Annotated in this window: 18 protein-coding genes; 8 read left to right on the forward strand and 10 right to left on the reverse strand. The window is 72.8% G+C overall.

The features are described from left to right. Positions 1–10 precede the first annotated feature (10 nt). From glpR to IH44_RS0134505, 7 genes are all read right to left on the reverse strand, one after another. Positions 11–1,057 carry a gephyrin-like molybdotransferase receptor GlpR gene (glpR, locus tag IH44_RS0134475; RefSeq protein WP_035957280.1) on the reverse strand — a complete coding sequence of 349 codons (1,047 nt, stop codon included), beginning with the start codon at positions 1,055–1,057 and terminating at the stop codon, positions 11–13. 151 nt (positions 1,058–1,208) lie between these two features. Beyond that, on the reverse strand, positions 1,209–1,835 hold the full coding sequence (locus IH44_RS0134480; protein ID WP_081967308.1) for a GNAT family N-acetyltransferase: 627 nt from the start codon (positions 1,833–1,835) through the stop codon (positions 1,209–1,211). Then, positions 1,832–2,323, reverse strand: a complete 492-nt coding sequence (locus IH44_RS0134485; RefSeq protein ID WP_051817926.1) for a molybdenum cofactor biosynthesis protein B — start codon at positions 2,321–2,323, stop codon at positions 1,832–1,834. Before IH44_RS0134485 ends, IH44_RS0134480 begins: the two co-directional genes overlap by 4 nt. Then, entirely contained in the window at positions 2,320–2,757 is a 438-nt protein-coding gene (gene moaC / locus IH44_RS0134490) for a cyclic pyranopterin monophosphate synthase MoaC (protein WP_051817932.1), read from the reverse strand. The genes IH44_RS0134485 and moaC overlap by 4 nt, the downstream gene beginning before the upstream one ends. Before the next feature lie 115 nt (positions 2,758–2,872). Next, positions 2,873–4,186, reverse strand: a complete 1,314-nt coding sequence (gene glp, locus IH44_RS0134495; protein WP_030463765.1) for a gephyrin-like molybdotransferase Glp — start codon at positions 4,184–4,186, stop codon at positions 2,873–2,875. Between the two features lie 24 nt (positions 4,187–4,210). After that, entirely contained in the window at positions 4,211–5,131 is a 921-nt protein-coding gene (gene galU, locus IH44_RS0134500) for a UTP--glucose-1-phosphate uridylyltransferase GalU (RefSeq protein ID WP_030463766.1), read from the reverse strand. Positions 5,132–5,185: 54 nt separating this feature from the next. Beyond that, positions 5,186–6,028: a GGDEF domain-containing protein gene (locus tag IH44_RS0134505; protein WP_051817928.1), complete on the reverse strand. Its 843-nt coding sequence runs from the start codon at positions 6,026–6,028 to the stop codon at positions 5,186–5,188. 64 nt (positions 6,029–6,092) lie between these two features. Between IH44_RS0134505 and IH44_RS0134510 the strand changes: the two genes are divergently transcribed. Continuing rightward, positions 6,093–6,686, forward strand: a complete 594-nt coding sequence (locus tag IH44_RS0134510; protein ID WP_232795196.1) for a 5-formyltetrahydrofolate cyclo-ligase — start codon at positions 6,093–6,095, stop codon at positions 6,684–6,686. A gap of 40 nt (positions 6,687–6,726) precedes the next feature. On the opposite strand, the gene IH44_RS0134515 is transcribed toward IH44_RS0134510, so the two are convergent. Further along, positions 6,727–9,474, reverse strand: a complete 2,748-nt coding sequence (locus tag IH44_RS0134515; RefSeq protein WP_030463769.1) for a penicillin acylase family protein — start codon at positions 9,472–9,474, stop codon at positions 6,727–6,729. Between the two features lie 218 nt (positions 9,475–9,692). On the opposite strand from IH44_RS0134515, the gene IH44_RS0134520 reads away from it, so the two are divergent. The 3 genes from IH44_RS0134520 to IH44_RS44855 all read left to right on the forward strand — a co-directional run bounded on the left by IH44_RS0134520 (position 9,693) and on the right by IH44_RS44855 (position 13,175). After that, positions 9,693–11,234: a potassium/proton antiporter gene (locus IH44_RS0134520; RefSeq protein WP_030463770.1), complete on the forward strand. Its 1,542-nt coding sequence runs from the start codon at positions 9,693–9,695 to the stop codon at positions 11,232–11,234. 205 nt (positions 11,235–11,439) lie between these two features. Next, positions 11,440–12,747 carry an MFS transporter gene (locus IH44_RS0134525; RefSeq protein WP_035957281.1) on the forward strand — a complete coding sequence of 436 codons (1,308 nt, stop codon included), beginning with the start codon at positions 11,440–11,442 and terminating at the stop codon, positions 12,745–12,747. A gap of 95 nt (positions 12,748–12,842) precedes the next feature. Further along, complete coding sequence (locus IH44_RS44855) at positions 12,843–13,175, forward strand: FmdB family zinc ribbon protein (RefSeq protein WP_081967309.1); 333 nt, start codon at positions 12,843–12,845, stop codon at positions 13,173–13,175. 334 nt (positions 13,176–13,509) lie between these two features. Here IH44_RS44855 and IH44_RS0134540 read toward each other — a convergent pair whose 3' ends face one another. Together IH44_RS0134540 and IH44_RS46925 are read right to left on the reverse strand one after the other, a co-directional pair. Beyond that, positions 13,510–13,830, reverse strand: a complete 321-nt coding sequence (locus IH44_RS0134540; RefSeq protein WP_157852560.1) for a hypothetical protein — start codon at positions 13,828–13,830, stop codon at positions 13,510–13,512. Positions 13,831–13,880: 50 nt separating this feature from the next. Next, entirely contained in the window at positions 13,881–14,087 is a 207-nt protein-coding gene (locus tag IH44_RS46925; protein WP_157852561.1) for a hypothetical protein, read from the reverse strand. Between the two features lie 196 nt (positions 14,088–14,283). Between IH44_RS46925 and IH44_RS0134550 the strand changes: the two genes are divergently transcribed. From IH44_RS0134550 to IH44_RS0134565, 4 genes are all read left to right on the forward strand, one after another. Beyond that, complete coding sequence (locus IH44_RS0134550; RefSeq protein ID WP_030463775.1) at positions 14,284–15,114, forward strand: helix-turn-helix transcriptional regulator; 831 nt, start codon at positions 14,284–14,286, stop codon at positions 15,112–15,114. Then, on the forward strand, positions 15,111–15,326 hold the full coding sequence (locus IH44_RS0134555) for a DUF397 domain-containing protein (protein ID WP_030463776.1): 216 nt from the start codon (positions 15,111–15,113) through the stop codon (positions 15,324–15,326). Before IH44_RS0134550 ends, IH44_RS0134555 begins: the two co-directional genes overlap by 4 nt. A gap of 152 nt (positions 15,327–15,478) precedes the next feature. Next, positions 15,479–15,697, forward strand: coding sequence for a DUF397 domain-containing protein (locus IH44_RS0134560; RefSeq protein ID WP_030463777.1), 219 nt, complete (start codon positions 15,479–15,481; stop codon positions 15,695–15,697). A gap of 63 nt (positions 15,698–15,760) precedes the next feature. Beyond that, positions 15,761–16,123, forward strand: a complete 363-nt coding sequence (locus IH44_RS0134565; RefSeq protein ID WP_232795197.1) for a DUF6247 family protein — start codon at positions 15,761–15,763, stop codon at positions 16,121–16,123. Positions 16,124–16,480 lie beyond the last annotated feature (357 nt).

Consider the following 16,480-nt stretch of genomic DNA (forward strand, 5'->3'; position numbering starts at 1 on the left):
GGCCGGGCGGTTACTCGTTGGCGGCGCGGGGGCGGGTCGACCAGTCCGCGGCGGCGGGGGGCTGGGCCGGCTCGGCGCCGTACTGGTCGAACAGCGGGGTGGCGGGGCGACCGGAGTCCCAGGTGTTGGGGGCGGAGAGGTCGAGCCCGCGGGTGGTGCGGGGGGCCACGGGGGCGGTGACGTAGGTGGGGAGGGGGACGGGGACGGGCTCCCAGGAGTCCGGCCCGGCGGCGGCCCGGGAGCGGACGCCGTCGGCCCACTCCTCGTGCTCGGTGGCCTCGGCCAGCACGGTGGCCCGGGTGGTGCTCGGGTCCGTGGTGGCGGTCGGCTCGGGGGCGGGCGCCGGGCGGGTCGCGGCCGGCTCGGCGGCCGGTCGGGCAGCCCGCTCGCGTTCGCGCTCGCGCAGCCGCTCGGCGGCCTGCGCGGCCCGGGTCCGGTCGAACTTGACCTCGTAGCGCTGCCGTTCCAGGCGGCGCAGGTGGCCGATGTAGAGGGTGAGCAGCAGGCCGGGGACGGCGGGCACCCAGAGGAAGGCGAAGCCGGTCACGGCGGCGACCACGGCGCCCAGCGCGAAGGCCAGGAACAGCATGGTGACCATCCGTCGCCGCCGGGCGAGCAGCCGGGCCCGCCGCTCGGCGGAGCGCCGGTCGCCGATCTCCCGCTCGCGCTCGCGTTCCCGCTCGCCCCGGCCCTCGGCGGCGGCCGCGGGCCCGACCACCGGCTCGGCGGCGGGCTCCCCGACCGGTTCGGCGGCCGGTTCGGCGGCGGCCCGGGTGGGCACGTCGGCGGGGTCGGGCGCCACGGCGGGCGCGGGGTCGGCGAGGGCCCCGTCCGGGTCCTCCCCGGCGGGGTGCTGCTGGTCGGCGGTCTGGTCGCCGAGGGCTCGGGCCGCGCGCCGCTCCATGGCCGATCGACCGGCCAGCAGGCGGATCGCGGTACTGAAGCGTTCCGTCGGACGCGACTCGTTGAGCTCGTCCTGCCTGCGGAGCCACATCGGCACCAGATAGGCAGCCCAGGCCCCTACGATGACCGCGTAGATAAGGCCGCTACTGCTCACGTTTCACACGGTACGGGCGCGGGGGAAGGCACTGCAGCAATTTGGCGCGGCGTGTCGTGTGATCAAGCTGATTCTCAGACTATTTTGCCGGTATTTGTGACGGGTCGACACGCCCCCGATGCCATATCGATATCTACATTCGAACACACATTCAATTCTCTTGCGGCGGCCGGTTCCTGAGTTCCCGCCAGCGCCGCAGCAGCCCGTCGGTGGCCTCGTCGGCGGTGAGCGCGTACACCAGGTGGTCGCGCCAGTCGCCGTCGATGTGCAGGTAGCGGGGGCGCATTCCCTCCGAGCGGAAGCCGAGTTTCTCCACCACCCGGCGGCTGGGCCGGTTCTCCGGGCGGATGCACACCTCGACCCGGTGCAGGCCCAGGTCGCGGAAGCAGTGGTCGACGGCGAGCGCGACGGCGGTGGGCATGATGCCGCGGCCGGCCACCGCCTCGTCCACCCAGTAGCCGACGTTCGCGGAGCACATCGAGCCCCAGGTGATTCCGCCGACCGTCAACTGGCCGACCAGGCGGCCCTGGTGGAGCACCACGAAGGGCAGCATCCGGCCGGCCGCGGCCTCGGCCCGCAGGTAGCGGACCATCTGCCGGTAGGTGGGGCGGGGCAGCGGGGCGCGGCCGGGCGGGGCGGGCGGGACGGTGGCCTCCCAGCGGCGCAGCCAGTCCCGGTTGCGGCGGCTGACCTCCTGCCACTCGGCCTGGTCGCGGCGGCGGATGGGCCGCAGCACGAGGTCCCCCTCGGCCAGTTCGACCGGCCAGGGCGCGTTCAGTGCGCACCGCCCGCGGGCCGCGGGTGGTCGCCGCCGGCCAACTGGTCGACGGCGTGCGGCAGCAGCGGGGCGAGCACGGCCAGGCCGTCGCGGACGCCGCCGGTGGAGCCGGGCAGGTTGACCACCAGGGTGCGTCCGGCCAGGCCGGCCAGGCCGCGGGAGAGCGCCGAGGTGGGCACCTGCTCCCGGCCGTGGGCGCGGATCGCCTCGGGGATGCCGGGGATCTGCCGGTCGATCACCCGGGCGGTCATCTCGGGCGTGAGGTCCTGCGGGGAGATGCCGGTGCCGCCGGTGGTGAGCACCACGTCGTACTCGGCGGCGACGGCCGCGCGCAGCGCCGCCTCGACCGGTTCGCCGTCCGGGACGACCTGCGGGCCGTCGGTCTCGAAGCCCATCGCGCGCAGGCCGTCGACCAGCAGCGGGCCGCCCCGGTCCTCGTACACGCCGGCCGAGGCCCGGTTGGAGACGGTGACGGCGAGCGCCCTCACTGCTCCTCCCCCCTGGACCAGTCGCCGCTCTTGCCGCCGGTCTTGCTGAGCACCCGGACGTCCTCGATGGCGGCGGCCTTGTCGACCGCCTTGACCATGTCGATGACGGTGAGCGCGGCGGTGGCGACGGCGGTGAGCGCCTCCATCTCGACGCCGGTGCGGTCGGCGGTGCGGACGGTGGCGGTGATCTCGACGGCGGTGTCGGTGACGGCCAGGTCGACGGTGGTGCCGGTGAGCGCGATCGGGTGGCAGAGCGGGATCAGTTCGGGCGTCCGCTTGGCGCCCATGATCCCGGCGATCCGGGCCACCGCGAGGGCGTCGCCCTTGGGGACGCCCTCGCCGCGCAGCAGTTCCACCACCCTGGGGGCGATCCGGACCCGGCCGGCCGCCACCGCGACGCGGGTGGTGGCGGCCTTCTCGGAGACGTCGACCATCCGGGCGGCGCCGGTGCGGTCGACGTGGGTGAGGCGGTCGCCGGGGGGTGTGTCGGTCACGAGTGGCTCCAGTGGCACGGTGCGAATCTCGCGCTACCGTACAACCCCGCCCCGGTCAGTCCGTGAGAAGGACCACATCGACGGCGCTCCCGGCGGGCAGCGCGGTCGTGTCCTCGGGCACGGCGATCAGGCAGTCGGCCTTCGCCAGCGCCCCGACCAGGTGCGATCCCTCGCCGCCGACCGGGCTGACGGTGCCGTCCGCCGGGTGGTGCCGGCCGCGCAGGAACTGCCGCCGCCCGGCCGGGGAGCGCAGCGCGGCGGTGGTCGCGGCGCGCACCACGGGGCGGTGCACGTCGGGGGCGCCGAGCATGGTGCGGATCACCGGGCGGACGAACAGCTCGAAGGAGATGTACGCGCTGACCGGGTTGCCGGGCAGGGCGAGCAGCGGCACCCCGGCGCCCGCGCCGATCCGGCCGAAGCCCTGCGGCTTGCCGGGCTGCATCCGCAGCCGGCGGAAGTCCACGCCGCCGTAGTCCGCGAACACCTCCTTGACCACGTCGTACGCGCCGACCGAGACGCCGCCGCTGGTGACGATCAGGTCGGCCCGGCCGAGCTGGTCCTCCAGCACGGCGCGCAGCGTGGCGGCCTCGTCGGGGACGCCGCCGACCCGGTAGGCGACGGCGCCGGCGGCGATCGCGGCGGCGGTCAGGGTGAAGGAGTTGGAGTCGTGGATCCGGCCCGGTCCGGCGGCCTCGCCGGGCTGGACGAGTTCGCTGCCGGTGGAGAGCACCACCACCCGGGGGCGGGGGGCGACCTTGACGGCGGCGCGGCCGATCGCGGCGAGCAGGCCGAGCTGGGTGGGGCCGAGCACGGTGCCGGCCTCCAGCACGGTGTCGCCCGCGGTGACGTCGCTGCCCCGGCGGCGGATGTGCGCGCCCTCGGCGACCGGGCGCAGCACCCGGACCTCCTCGCCGGCGACGGGTGCGCCCATCGCGTCGGCCGCCCGCCCGGTGCCGGTGCCGCCGTCGGTCCACTCGACCGGGGCGACGGCCTCGGCGCCGGGCGGGACGGGGGCGCCGGTCATGATCCGGGCGGCCTGGCCGGGGCCGACCTTGGGCAGGTCGGCGGCGCCGGCCGCGATGTCGCCGACCACGGCGAGCACCGACGGGTACTGCCCGGTGGCGCGCACGGTGTCGGCGGTGCGCAGCGCGTAGCCGTCCATCGAGCTGTTGTCGAAGGGCGGCAGGTCGTCGGCGGCCCGCACGTCCTCGGCGAGCCGGCAGCCCTGGGCGTCCAGCAGTTGCAGCTCGATGGGGGGCAGCGGGGCGACCGCGGCGAGGACGTCGGCGAGGTGCTCGTCGACGCTCCACGAGCGCGGCGAGGCCGGGGAGTCGGCTCCCTCGCAGCAGGGGTCGTGCTTCCCGGTCATCGCCTCACGCTCCTTCGTGGTGGGTCAGCCCTGCATCTCGGTGGCCACGAACTGCCGCAGCCAGGTGCGGAACTCGGGGCCGAGGTCGTCGCGCTCGGCGGCCAGCCGGACGATCGCCCGCAGGTAGTCGGCGCGGTCGCCGGTGTCGTAGCGGCGGCCCTTGAACAGCACGCCGTGCACCGGGCCGCCGTTGGTCTCGTCGCGGGTGGCCAGCTCGCGCAGCGCGTCGGTCAGCTGGATCTCGCCGCCGCGGCCGGGCGGGGTCTCGCGCAGCACGTCGAAGACCGCCGGGTCGAGGACGTAGCGGCCGATGACGGCGTAGTTGGACGGGGCGTCGGCGGTGTCGGGCTTCTCCACCAGGTCGGTCACCTGGAAGACGTCCTCGCCGAAGCCGTTGGCCTTGACGGCGGCGCAGCCGTACAGGTGGATCTGCGCGGGGTCGACCTCCATCAACGCGACGACGGAGCCGCCGAGTTCCTGCTGGACCTCGATCATCCGGGCCAGCAGCGGGTCGCGCGGGTCGATCAGGTCGTCGCCCAGCAGGACGGCGAACGGCTGCCCGGCGACGTGCTGTTCGGCGACCGAGACGGCGTGGCCGAGGCCCTTGGGGTCGCCCTGGCGGACGTAGTGCATGCTGGCGAGCTGCACGGACTCCTGCACCCGGCGCAGCCGCTCCTGGTCGCCCTTGCGGCTGAGCAGCTCCTCCAGCTCGTAGGCGCGGTCGAAGTGGTCTTCCAGAGCACGCTTGTTGCGACCGGTGACCATCAGTATGTCGGACAGGCCCGCGGCGGCGGCCTCCTCGACGACGTACTGGATGGCCGGCTTGTCGACGACCGGGAGCATCTCCTTGGGCGTGGCCTTGGTGGCGGGGAGGAACCTGGTGCCGAGGCCGGCGGCCGGGACGACGGCCTTGGTGACCGGCTGGCGGGCGTGCGTGTTCGTCATGCGTCGACCTTACTGAGGCTGGCGTTTCGCTCCGCTGAGAGCGGGGTGAAACGATTATTGGGGCCTGTCACCTGTCGGGCCCGGGCCGACGGTGGTCGCATGCGGGGTGAGGGTTGTCCCGCCGGGGCCGGAAGACACCATACCGGGCGTCGACGAAGCGTTCGGACCGGCCGGTCCGCTCGTGAGCTGCTCGGTGGAGCGCCAGCAGTCGCCGCCCGCGGCGCGGGCGGCGGCCAGGGCGCGGTCGGCGGCCCGCAGCAGCAGCGCGGCGTGCGCGCCGTCGCGGGGCAGTACGGCCAGGCCGACGGCGGCGGTGAGGCCGCTGCGGGCGTCCGGGGCGGCGCTCTCGCCGGGGTGGCGGTCCGTCAGCCGGTGGCGGCGCACCGACCAGCAGAGCCGCTCGGCGACCTGCGCGGCGCCCTCCGGGCCGGTGTCCGGCAGCAGGGCGAGGAACTCCTCGCCGCCGTAACGTCCCAGGGTGTCGCAGCCGCGGATCTCCATGGCCAGGCGCTGGGCGAGGTCGCGGAGCATCGCGTTGGCGCGGGTCCGGCCGTGCTCGGCGACCACCGCGTCGAAGCCGTCGACCTCCAGCAGCAGCACGGCCAGCGGGCGGGGGTCGATCGCGGTGGCCTCGGCCCGGCGGGCGCGTTCGATCTCGCGGTCCAGGGTGAGCTGGAGGTGGCGGTAGTTCCACACGCCGGTCAGCGGGTCGCAGGAGGCGGTCCGCACCAGTTCGTCCCGTTCCTCCGCCAGTTCCGCGATCTTCGCCAGAAGTTCCGCCTCCCGGCCGCCCTGTTCGACCCGGTCCCGGCGGCGGCGCAGCGCGAGGACGCCGGCGGCGGCCGGGGCGGCCGCGCCGAGCGCGGCCAGGGCCTGGAGCAGGAGCGGGGTGGGCATGCGGCGGCCTCGGGCGTGTCAGGCTCGTGTCACTGCACGGGACAGAGCTGAGAGGAATCGAACGGTGACTGCGGATCGGTTGTCCAACGACAAGGCGGCGTTGAGGTCACGCCTGCTCGCCGAACGGCGGGCGCTCGGCGGCCCGGAGCGCGCCGCCGCGGCCGCGGCCCTGGCCGGGCACGCCGCCGCGCTGGTCCCGCCGGGCGGCACCGTCGCCGCGTACGTCTCGGTCGGCGCGGAGCCGGGCACCCGCCCGCTGCTGCGCGCCCTCGCCGGCGCCGGCGTCCGGGTGCTGCTGCCGGTGCTGCTGCCGGACAACGACCTGGACTGGGCCCGGTACGAGGACGACGACCGGCTCGCCCCCGCCGCCCGCGGCCTGCTCGAACCCACCGGCCCCCGGCTCGGCCCCGACGCCGTCCTCGGCGCGGACGTCGTCCTGCTCCCCGGCCTGGCCGTCGACCGCCGCGGCACCCGGCTGGGCCGCGGCGGCGGCTCCTACGACCGGGTCCTGGCCCGCCTCACCCGGGCCGGTGCCCGCCCGCTGCTGGCCACCCTGCTCTACCCGGCCGAACTGCTGCCCGCGGTCCCGGCCGAGCCGCACGACCTGCCGGTCCACGCGGTGGTGACCCCGGACGGGGTGACGCGCTTCGGGGAGTGAGGACGGGGCCCGGGGAGCGTCGCTCGCCGGGCCCCCGGTTCTAGTTGGTCAGGGTCAGGGTGTTCTTGCCCGCCTTGGCGACCGCGTCCTTGCTGTAGGCCCAGGGCAGGAGTTGGCCGGAGGCCCAGAGCGAGGTCTGGTCGTTGTAGTTGGGGTGGAAGGCGTGGCCGGAGGCGCCGCCGACGTTGATCCAGCGGGAGGAGTCGAAGTTGCTGAGGTCGACGACCATCCGCATGGAGGGGATCCAGTCGACGTCGTAGCCGGCGGCGGCGTTCCAGCCGGTGGCGTCGACGGCGGCGCTGCCGCCGGAGAGCTTGTAGGGGCCCCGGTTGAGCAGCTTGTGGACGAGGCCGGAGGCGATCGAGGAGTTGTCGGTGCCGAGGGTCTGCTCCTGCAGGGTGAGCTGGTGCAGGCGGCCCCAGCTCCAGGTGGAGATGTCCTTGCTGAGGCGCGAGGTGAGGTCCTGGCGGGCGTCCTTGAGCGCTTCGGCGAGCAGGCTGTCGAGCCCGTGCTGCTGCTGGTGGTCGGAGTCGATGTAGTCCCACCAGGGCGACTTGGGGTCGGCGAGCAGCTTGCGGACGACCTCGGTCCAGCGGTCGCCGCCGTCCGGCTGGGCCTGGGCGGCCTTGCGGGTGCCGCACTCGGTGACGGCCTGCGCGGCGCCGCCGAGGGCGTCGTCGGGCAGGGTGTTGTCGCGCTTCTGGCGGACCAGCAGGCAGTCGCCCTCGACCCGGAGGTCGGCGGGGAACTTCTGGCCGAAGGCCAGGGTGAGCAGGGCCCGCCAGACGCCGTTGTAGTAGGCGGCGGCGGCGGAGTCGGCGTCCTGGTGGTAGTTCCAGTTCTTGAGCAGGTCCTGGGCCTCGCGCACGTAGGGGTCGTCGATCTTGACCTTGAGCAGCAGCGGGACGAGTTCCTTGGCCATCACGCTGGTGTTGTCGAGCTGCATGGACTGCATGTCGTCCAGCGAGATCTTGCCGCCGTTCTTGAGCTTGGCCTGGATCAGGTCGCCGATCTCCTTGGCCCGGGTGCCGTACTCCCAGTCGGTGGTGAGGACCGGCTTGTAGCTCTGGTCGACGACGGCCTGGTTGGCCGTGACGATGTAGCCCTCGGGCGGGTTGTACGCGTAGGGCAGCGACTTGAACGGCAGGTAGGCGGTGTTCCAGGCGTAGGCCGGGTCCCAGCCGGGGGCGGGGTAGCGGCCGTCGCCCTTCTTGCCGCGGACCGGGATCAGGCCGGGGGCCTGGTAGCCGATGTTGCCCTTGGTGTCGGCGTAGATCAGGTTCTGCGCGGGGACGGCGAAGTCCTTGGCGGCGGCCCGGAAGGAGGTGAAGTCGGTGGCCCGGTCGAGCTCGAAGACGGCGTCCATGGTCTTGCCGGGGACGAGCGCGGTCCAGCGCAGGGCGACGGCGTAGCCGGCCGCCCGGTCGGGGGCGGCGTTGCCGGCGGGGGCGTACTGGCCGACCTTCTGCTCCTCGGAGGACTGGTCGGAGATCAGCGGCATGCCGTCCTGGGTGGTGCGGACGGTGATGGTGCGGTCGTCGCCGCCGGCCACCTTGATGGTCTCCTTGCGGACGGTGAACTTGGTGTCCTTGCCGTCGTAGAGGTAGGTGTCCGGGCCGGTGACCTTCTCCAGGTACAGGTCGGTGACGTCGGCGCCGAGGTTGGTGAAGCCCCAGGCGATGTCCTTGTTGTGGCCGATGACGACGCCGGGCATGCCGGCGAAGGTGTAGCCGGCGGTGTCGTAGCCGCAGGTGGCGGAGACGGTGCGGCAGTGCAGGCCCATCTGGTACCAGATGGACGGCATGCCGGGGCCGAGGTGCGGGTCGTTGGCCAGCATCGGCAGGCCGGTGGTGGTGTTGGTCCCGGCCACCACCCAGGAGTTGGAGCCGATGCCCTGGCCCTGCGGGCCGAGCAGCTGGGGCAGCGCGGAGACCTGCTGGGACAGGTCGCCCATCAGGGCCTGGCTGGCGGCGCGGGCCTGCGAGCTGTCGACCGCGGCGGCGGAGCCGGGCAGCTGGGGCACGGTGACGCCCTCGCCGGGGGTGTAGGTGCCGTCGGCGGAGAGCTTGCCGGTCTTCACGATGGTGCCGTTGCGGTCGTACGGGTACGCCGGGTAGAGCTGCTCGATCTGCTCGGTGCTGAAGTCCTGGGTGAGCAGCGAGCGGTCGATCTCCTCCTGCATGTTGCCGGACAGGCTCCAGGCCATCGCCTTGAGCCAGGCCACCGAGTCGATCGGGTCCCACTTCTCGGGCTGGTAGCCGGAGTTGACCGTGCCGAGCAGCGCGTACTCGAGCGAGGCGCCGGCCCCGCCGGGGTGTTCGGCGAGCCAGGCGTTGACGCCCTCGGTGTAGGCGGTCAGGTTGCGCTTGGTCTCCTCGGAGAGGATGTTGCCGTTCCACTCCTTCTCGGCGACCTGGCGCCAGCCCATGGTCCGCAGGAAGGTGTCCTGCTCGACCGTGGAGGAGCCGAACATCTCGGAGAGCCGGCCGGAGGTGATGTGCCGTCGGACGTCCATCTCCCAGAACCGGTCCTGGGCCTGCACGTAGCCCTGGGCGCGGAACAGGTCGGCGTCGGTGTCGGCGTAGAGCTGCGGGATGCCCTTGTCGTCGCGGACCACGTCCACCGGGGCGGACATGCCGGCCACCTTGACGGTGCCGCTGACCTGCGGGAAGGAGGAGCGGACGGTGTCCACTGCCCACCAGCCGCCGCCGACCAGGCCCGCGATCAGCAGCACGGCGAGCAGGATCATGATCAGACGTGCGCGCCGGAACTTCTTCGAGCGGGGCATCCGAGTCCTTGTATGAGGGAGCGTGCGGCCGTGACAGGTCACCACATTAGGGCGAGGGCACCGGCAGCCGTGCACGGGGGACACCGCGGCGGTTCTACGGCACGCAGGGGACCTTACCCGGCCCGGGCGGAAGAAGGGACTAGCGTAAAGATCAAGTAAAATGTTAGGATGGGTAACGATCTGTCAGTAGCTCCCCTCCCTGCCCGAGGTGCCCCTGCGTGACCGTTGACCACCTGAACACCCTGCTGCTCGAGTCCGCCGTGGTCCTGCTGTTCGCCGTCGTGGCGGTGCGGATCTCCACCCGCTCGGGGCTGCCCTCGCTGCTGATCTACCTCGGGATCGGCGTCGCGCTGGGCCAGAACGGCCTCGGCATGAGCTTCAACAACGCCGAGCTCACCCAGGTGATGGGCTACGCCGCCCTGGTGGTCATCCTCGCCGAGGGCGGGCTCAAGACCAGCTGGCAGGCCATCAGGCCGGTGGTCCCGGCCGCCGCCGTGCTGGCCACCCTCGGCGTCGCGGTCTCGGTGTTCGTCACCGCCGCCGGCGCGCACTGGCTGGTCGGCCTGGAGTGGCGCACCGCGCTGCTGCTCGGCGCGATCGTCTCCTCCACCGACGCCGCGGCGGTCTTCTCGGTGCTGCGGATGGTGCCGCTGCCCAAGCGGCTGACCGGCCTGCTGGAGGCCGAGTCCGGCTTCAACGACGCGCCCGTGGTGATCCTGGTGGTCGCCTTCGCCACCACCGGCGAGCTCGACCCCTGGTACGTGCTGGTCGGCACCATCGTCGTCGAGCTGGCGATCGGCGCGGCCGTCGGCTACGCGGTCGGCCGGCTCGGCGCGTACGCGGTGCGCCGGGTCGCGCTGCCCTCCTCCGGCCTGTACCCGATCGCGGTGCTGGCGCTGATCGTGCTCGCCTACGCGGGCGGCGCGCTGCTGCACGCCTCCGGCTTCCTGGCCGCGTACATCGCCTCGGTGATCCTCGGGAACTCCAAGCTGCCGCACGGCCCCGCGGTGCGCGGCTTCGCCGACGGGCTGGCCTGGATCGGGCAGATCGGCATGTTCGTGCTGCTCGGCCTGCTGGTGACGCCCGCCTCCATGGGCTCGGCGATAGTGCCGGGCCTGGTGGCCGGGGCGGTGCTGGTGTTCGTCGCCCGGCCGCTGTCGGTGCTGCTGACCATGACGCCGTTCCGGGTGCCCTGGCAGGAGCAGGCGCTGCTGTCCTGGGCCGGGCTGCGCGGCGCGGTGCCGATCGTGCTCGCCACCATCCCGCTGGTGTCCGGCGCCACCGACGCCCAGCAGCTGTTCAACGTGGTCTTCATCCTGGTCGTGGTCTTCACCCTGCTCCAGGGCCCGACCCTGCCGCTGGTCGCCAAGTGGCTGAGGATCGGCGAGGGCGACATCGGCCAGGACCTGGGCATCGAGTCCGCGCCGCTGGAGAAGCTGCACGGCCACCTGCTCTCCGTCCAGCTCTCCCCCGGCTCCCGGATGTCCGGCGTCGAGGTCTCCGAACTGCGGCTGCCCAAGGGCGCCGCCGTCACCCTGGTGGTCCGCGAGGGCGCCAGCTTCGTCCCGGACAAGATGACGGTGCTGCGCGAGGGCGACGAACTGCTGGTGGTCACCACCGAGGAGGTCTCCGAGGCCGCCGAGCGCCGGCTGCGCGCCGTCGACCGCGGCGGCAAGCTCGCCGGGTGGCTGCACAACGCGGAGGCGCTGCCCGCAAGCATCCGGAGGACGCCTTCCAACGGAAGGAAGAAGAACGGCTGAACTTCCGAACCGAAGGCGTAACGCCCTGATATACGCTTGTACATTCTGATCCACCCTGATTTCCATCCGGATCTCCACCCGGATTTTCCACATCTGCCTGATGCAGAGTCGGCGCGACGGCCCCGGTCGGCGCGCGAGAGGACGACCCTCGGCGCCCGGCCGGTCCCACCCGCGCGGCGCTACCAGGCAGCAGAGAGGACCGACCGTGGCGGCGCGCCGACCGGTCGACGACACCACCTCCCACGGCCCCCGCGGCACCGGCTACGGAGCGCTGCTGCGCACCCCCCGGGCCTGGACCTTCCTGCTCCCCGCCCTGGTCGCCCGGCTGCCGTACGCCATGCTCAGCCTCGGCATCGTGCTGCTGGTGCACGACACCACCGGCTCCTACGGCCTGGCCGGCGCGGTCGCCGCGGCCGCCGCCGTCTCGCAGGCCCTGATCGGCCCGCAGACCGGACGGCTCGCCGACCGGTACGGCCAGGCCGCCGTGCTGGTCCCGGCCGTCCTGGTGCACGGCGGCGCGGTCGCCGCCCTGATCGTGCTGGCCCGCGCCGGCGCCCCCGACTGGACGCTGTTCCTGGCCGCCGCCCCGGCCGGCGCCGCGGTGCCCCAGGTCGGCGCGATGGTCCGGGCCCGCTGGGTGCACCGGCTGGGCGAGCGGCCCGCCCTGATGAACACCGCCTTCGCCTTCGAGTCCGTCACCGACGAGTTCACCTTCGTCATCGGCCCGATGCTGGCCACCGGCATCGCCACCCTGGTCGACCCGTCCGCCGGACTCGCCGCCGAAGCCGCCCTGACCCTGCTGGGCGGCCTGGCCTTCGCCGCCCGCCGGGACACCGCCCCCGCGCCCACCGGCCCCGCCGCCCCCGGCGACCGGCGCGCCTCCGCCCTCTCCTCCCCCGGCGTCCGGCTGCTGGCCGGAACCTTCCTCGGCCTGGGCACCGTCTTCGGCACCCTGCAGGTCTCGATCACCGCCTTCGCCGAGGACGCCGGCTCCGGCGGGCTCAGCGGCCTGGTCTACGGGCTGTTCGCCACCGGCTCGATGGTGGCGGGCGTGCTCTACGGCCTGGTCCCGTGGCGCAGCAGCGCCCGGCAGCGGATGGTCGCCTGCTACGCGCTGCTGGTGCTCGGCTGCTCCACCCTGTGGGCGATGCCCAACCTGGTCGCGCTGACCGTGGCGGGCCTGTTCTGCGGCCTGGCCATCGCCCCCACCCTGATCACCGGCTTCACCCTGGTGGAGACCCTGGTCGCGGACGGCGCCAAGACCGAGGCGTTCACCTGGCTGACCGGCTCGATCGGCCTCGGCCTGGCCCTCGGCTCCACCGCCGCCGGACAGCTGATCGACCGCTCCGGGCCCTCGCTCGGCTTCACCGTCGCCCTGGTCGGCTCCGGTCTCGGCCTGGTGGCGCTCGTCACGATGCGCCGCCTGCTGCTGGTTCCGGCCCCCGCGACCCGTACCGTGGCACGGGGAGGCGCGGTCCGCGAGGAGGCGGCACCGGCCGCCCGACGCGGCTGAGCGGCTGGACTCCACCAGCGGAATGCCGCATCATGGACCGTCGTTAGCACTCATGGCGTGAGAGTGCCAGGGGGAGTGACAGGAGGAAGCGGAAAGTGCCCACGTACCAGTACCAGTGCACCGAGTGCGGCAACGGCCTGGAGGCGGTGCAGAAGTTCAGCGACGACGCGCTGACCACGTGCCCCGACTGCCAGGGGAAGCTCCGCAAGGTCTTCTCGGCCGTGGGCGTGGTCTTCAAGGGCTCCGGCTTCTACCGCACCGACAGCCGCTCCAGCTCCAGCAGCTCGGTGGGCTCGTCGTCGGCCTCCTCGACGTCCTCGTCCTCCACCTCTTCCTCGTCGGGCTCGTCGAGCTCCTCGGGTTCTTCCGGCTCCTCCGCCGCCTCGACGGCGAAGAGCAGCTCCGGCTCCGCGTCCACCGCGAGCTGACCCGCTCTCCGCGGAGCCCCGTCCGGCCGCGCCGGACGGGGCTCCGTGCTGCCCGGGGCCGGTCGGCCGTCGGGCGGCGACAGGCGGACCTCGCTCCACACGCTCTCCTTCGCCACCCCGCCGTTGCGCTCCGGCGGCGAGTAGCGGTGGCCCCAGCGGTCGCCCAGCGCGATCGCGGCCACCACCCCGGGCTCGTCCGGCGCCCGGGCGGTGAAGTGCAGTTCGATCCGGTAGCCGTCCGGAAGCGTGATCATCCGGGCCTCCCCGCCGCCGGCTCCCGCCAGCCGGTCGGCGATCACCCAGGCCCGCGCCCGGAGTTCCTCCTGCCCGTCGGTCACGGGGCCGCCCCCAGCACCGGACGGACCCCGGCACCGGGCCGGGCGGGGTGCAGGTCGCCGCGCAGGAAGGCGAGTTCGAGCAGCGCCTCGGCCAGCCGCTGCACCCACGGCAGGCCCGCGCACCCCAGCGCGACGCCCCCGTACTCCGCCGGCACGTCGCTCCGGTAGACCGGCGAGAGCCCCGGCGGCGGCTCCAGCCGGGCCATCCGGAACGCCCGCTCCAACAGGTCGGCGGCCTGCTCGGAGTCGGCGAACCCGTCCCGCAGGAAGCGCCGGAGGGCATCGACCACCTCCAACGGCTGTCCGGTGTACAACACGTGCTTCCCTTCGTTCGAGTGTCGGGGGGATCAGGGGGACGGCCGGACGGTCAGGCCGCGTCCGGCGCGCGGACCGCGTCGCGGCCGCCGCAGCGCGGGCACCGGCAGGCCGGCCAGATCAGCGCGGAGACCAGCGGCGGGAAGCAGTCCTCGTCGGACGTGCAGGACGAGACCTGCACCCGGGCCCCGTCGGCCCGCACGGTGTAGACCCGGATCGTCAACTTGGCAGTCGGCTCCGGGGGTTGGCGGTTCGGCATGACGATCGACCTCATGGGAGTGGTTGCGCCGCGCAAGGAGGGTTTCGAGAAGCGTTCACGCGCCCGGACCGAGCTCCCGCACGCCGGTCACCGTCCACTTCCTTCTGCGTTCTGTGCGTCACAAGCATCGGCGGGAACGGCTACGCTCACCAGGGCTTGACCGTTGACCGTTCCGGCAAGTTATAAGGGGGCAACCATGGTCGATCAGCGGGAAATTGACGTACCGACATCTCCTTCGCTCCGCTTCGGTGCGGAACTTCGCAGGTCACGGCGGGCTCGCGGCTGGTCCCAGAGCAAGTTGGGTGCGCGCATGGGCTACTCGAACGGGCTCGTCTCGTACGTCGAGAGAGGGAAGAAGGCCGTCACCCATAACTTCGCGGTCAAATCCGACGAGGTGTTCGGGACCGGCGGCCTGTTCCAGGAACTCTGGCGCCAACTGGCCCATTCCAGCTTCCTGGAGGGCTTCGACGAGTTCGTCGAGGCCGAGGCGCGGTGCGTGCGGCTCCGCGCCTACGAGATGGACGTCGTCCTCGGCATCTTCATGACCCCCGAATACCTGGGGGCCTTGGAACGGGCCAACGTCCAACGCGGTCGGATCACCCGGGAACAGGCGGACGACCGGGTTGCCCGCAATGCCCAGCGGCAGCAGATCCTGCACCGCGACCCATCGGCTGCCGTGCACGCCGTCCTGGACGAGAGTTGCCTCCGCCGGCCGATCGGGGGCACAAAGGTGATGGACGCTCAACTCGCCCACCTCGAAGGATTGACCGACCTGCCGAACGTCACGCTCCAGATCGCGCCGTTCGAGCTGGCGGAAGCGCAGCCCTTCGCCCACCCGATCGTGCTGCTGAGCATGCCGAACAACGTGACCCTGGGCTACTCCGAGACGCAGGCGCGCGGCTACGTGGAGCGCAGTCGGACCACCCTGGCGGCCTGGGAATGCGACTACGATCGGCTCCAGGTCGAGTCATTGTCCACGGCGGCGTCACTGACCATGATCCGCACTGTTCGGAGGGATCTACGATGAAGGTTGACCTGACCACCGCCCAGTGGGTCAAGAGCAGCCACAGCGGCAACGGCGGCAACTGCGTCGAGTTCGCGCCCGAGTTCGCCGCCGCCCACGGACTCGTCCCGGTCCGCGACTCCAAGGACCCCCACGGCCCCGCCCTGCTCTTCACCGAGACCGCCTTCACCGCCTTCGTCACGGCAGTCAAGTCCGGCCGCTTCGACGCGAACTGACGCACCACCGGCACCGAATAGCCCCGCAGTCAAGCCACTTGGGCTCGCGGGGCTTCTTCATGCCCAAAACCGGGAAACCCCACCCGGGCGGCTTCACCCGGAACGTACGATCGGCCGCCGAGAACGCCGCATCCGCCGTGGGAGGAACGCACATGACCCGCATCGACCTGTCCGGTGCCCGCTGGACGAAGAGCAGCCACAGCACCGACGGCGGCAACTGCGTCGAGTTCGCGCCCGAGTTCACCGCCACCCACGGCCTCGTCCCGGTCCGCGACTCCAAGGACCCCCAGGGCCCCGCCCTGCTCTTCGCCGAGACCGCCTTCACCGCCTTCGTCACCGCGGTCAAGTCCGGCCGCTTCGACATGGGCTAGCCCCCACTGAGCGGTCGGGCCGCTCGGGAGGCCCGGGCTGCCGTACGGTGGCGGAGGTATGCCTTGGAGGACGCGTTGAGCACAGCAGCACACCATGCCGAGGAACTGATCCCAAGGCCCTCGAAGTCCCCGGCCGCGCTGAAAGCCGCCCTTGCGGTCGTGGCGCCGAACCTCCTGCCGAAGATGCAGGACAACCTGGAGAAGGCGTTCAACCGGGCCGCCGAGTTGGACAGCCTCACACCGGTGCACGCGTTCCTCGTGCACTGGGCGACGATCGTCGAGATCGAGCGCTTCCCGGAGACGGCACGCACGTACCACCGGAGCCTCTACCTCGCGCAACAGGCCGAAACCCCGGAGGAAGCCCGCGAACATCTTGCGGTGTCCGGTGGGATCCTCCGTGCGGCCACGGCGGCGATCCAGGCATGAGCTGGTCCTGGGAGTACCACCCCGATGCCGAGTACGTGGCTGCCGGCTCTGCGGCCGAGTTCCTCGCCGAGGGTCGAGAAAAGCCGATGAGCTGGTGAGGATGGCCGAGGCCCTCTACCTGGACGGGAGGGCCTTCGAAGGCGTCTGGCCCGCAATGGAGGCAGTGGACGTCCCCGTGGCATGTTCCACTACTTCATCGCCCCGCGACTCGAACGAGTCTTCATCGTCCAGGTCACCGTTCTCTGAAGGACGAACACCCCAGAACCCCGCAGGCCGGATCGGTCGGGCTGCGGGGTTCCTGTTGCGGTGGGGGCGGGTTACGCGGGTTCCTTCGGACGGTGGGGCGGGGGTGTTGAC

It is taken from the genome of Kitasatospora sp. NRRL B-11411, from assembly GCF_000721345.1.
In the GTDB taxonomy this organism is placed as follows: Bacteria; Actinomycetota; Actinomycetes; order Streptomycetales; family Streptomycetaceae; genus Kitasatospora; species Kitasatospora cineracea.

Bases quoted from the DNA above. Each gene is read 5' to 3' on its own strand.
- moaC (WP_051817932.1), bottom strand. From the start codon at position 2,757: ATGGTCGACGTCTCCGAGAAGGCCGCCACCACCCGCGTCGCGGTGGCG.
- IH44_RS0134560 (WP_030463777.1), top strand. From the start codon at position 15,479: ATGACCCGCATCGACCTGTCCGGTGCCCGCTGGACGAAGAGCAGCCAC.
- IH44_RS0134550 (WP_030463775.1), top strand. From the start codon at position 14,284: ATGGTCGATCAGCGGGAAATTGACGTACCGACATCTCCTTCGCTCCGC.
- IH44_RS0134555 (WP_030463776.1), top strand. From the start codon at position 15,111: ATGAAGGTTGACCTGACCACCGCCCAGTGGGTCAAGAGCAGCCACAGC.
- IH44_RS0134505 (WP_051817928.1), bottom strand. From the start codon at position 6,028: ATGCCCACCCCGCTCCTGCTCCAGGCCCTGGCCGCGCTCGGCGCGGCC.
- IH44_RS46925 (WP_157852561.1), bottom strand. From the start codon at position 14,087: ATGCCGAACCGCCAACCCCCGGAGCCGACTGCCAAGTTGACGATCCGG.
- IH44_RS0134515 (WP_030463769.1), bottom strand. From the start codon at position 9,474: ATGCCCCGCTCGAAGAAGTTCCGGCGCGCACGTCTGATCATGATCCTG.
- glp (WP_030463765.1), bottom strand. From the start codon at position 4,186: ATGACCGGGAAGCACGACCCCTGCTGCGAGGGAGCCGACTCCCCGGCC.
- galU (WP_030463766.1), bottom strand. From the start codon at position 5,131: ATGACGAACACGCACGCCCGCCAGCCGGTCACCAAGGCCGTCGTCCCG.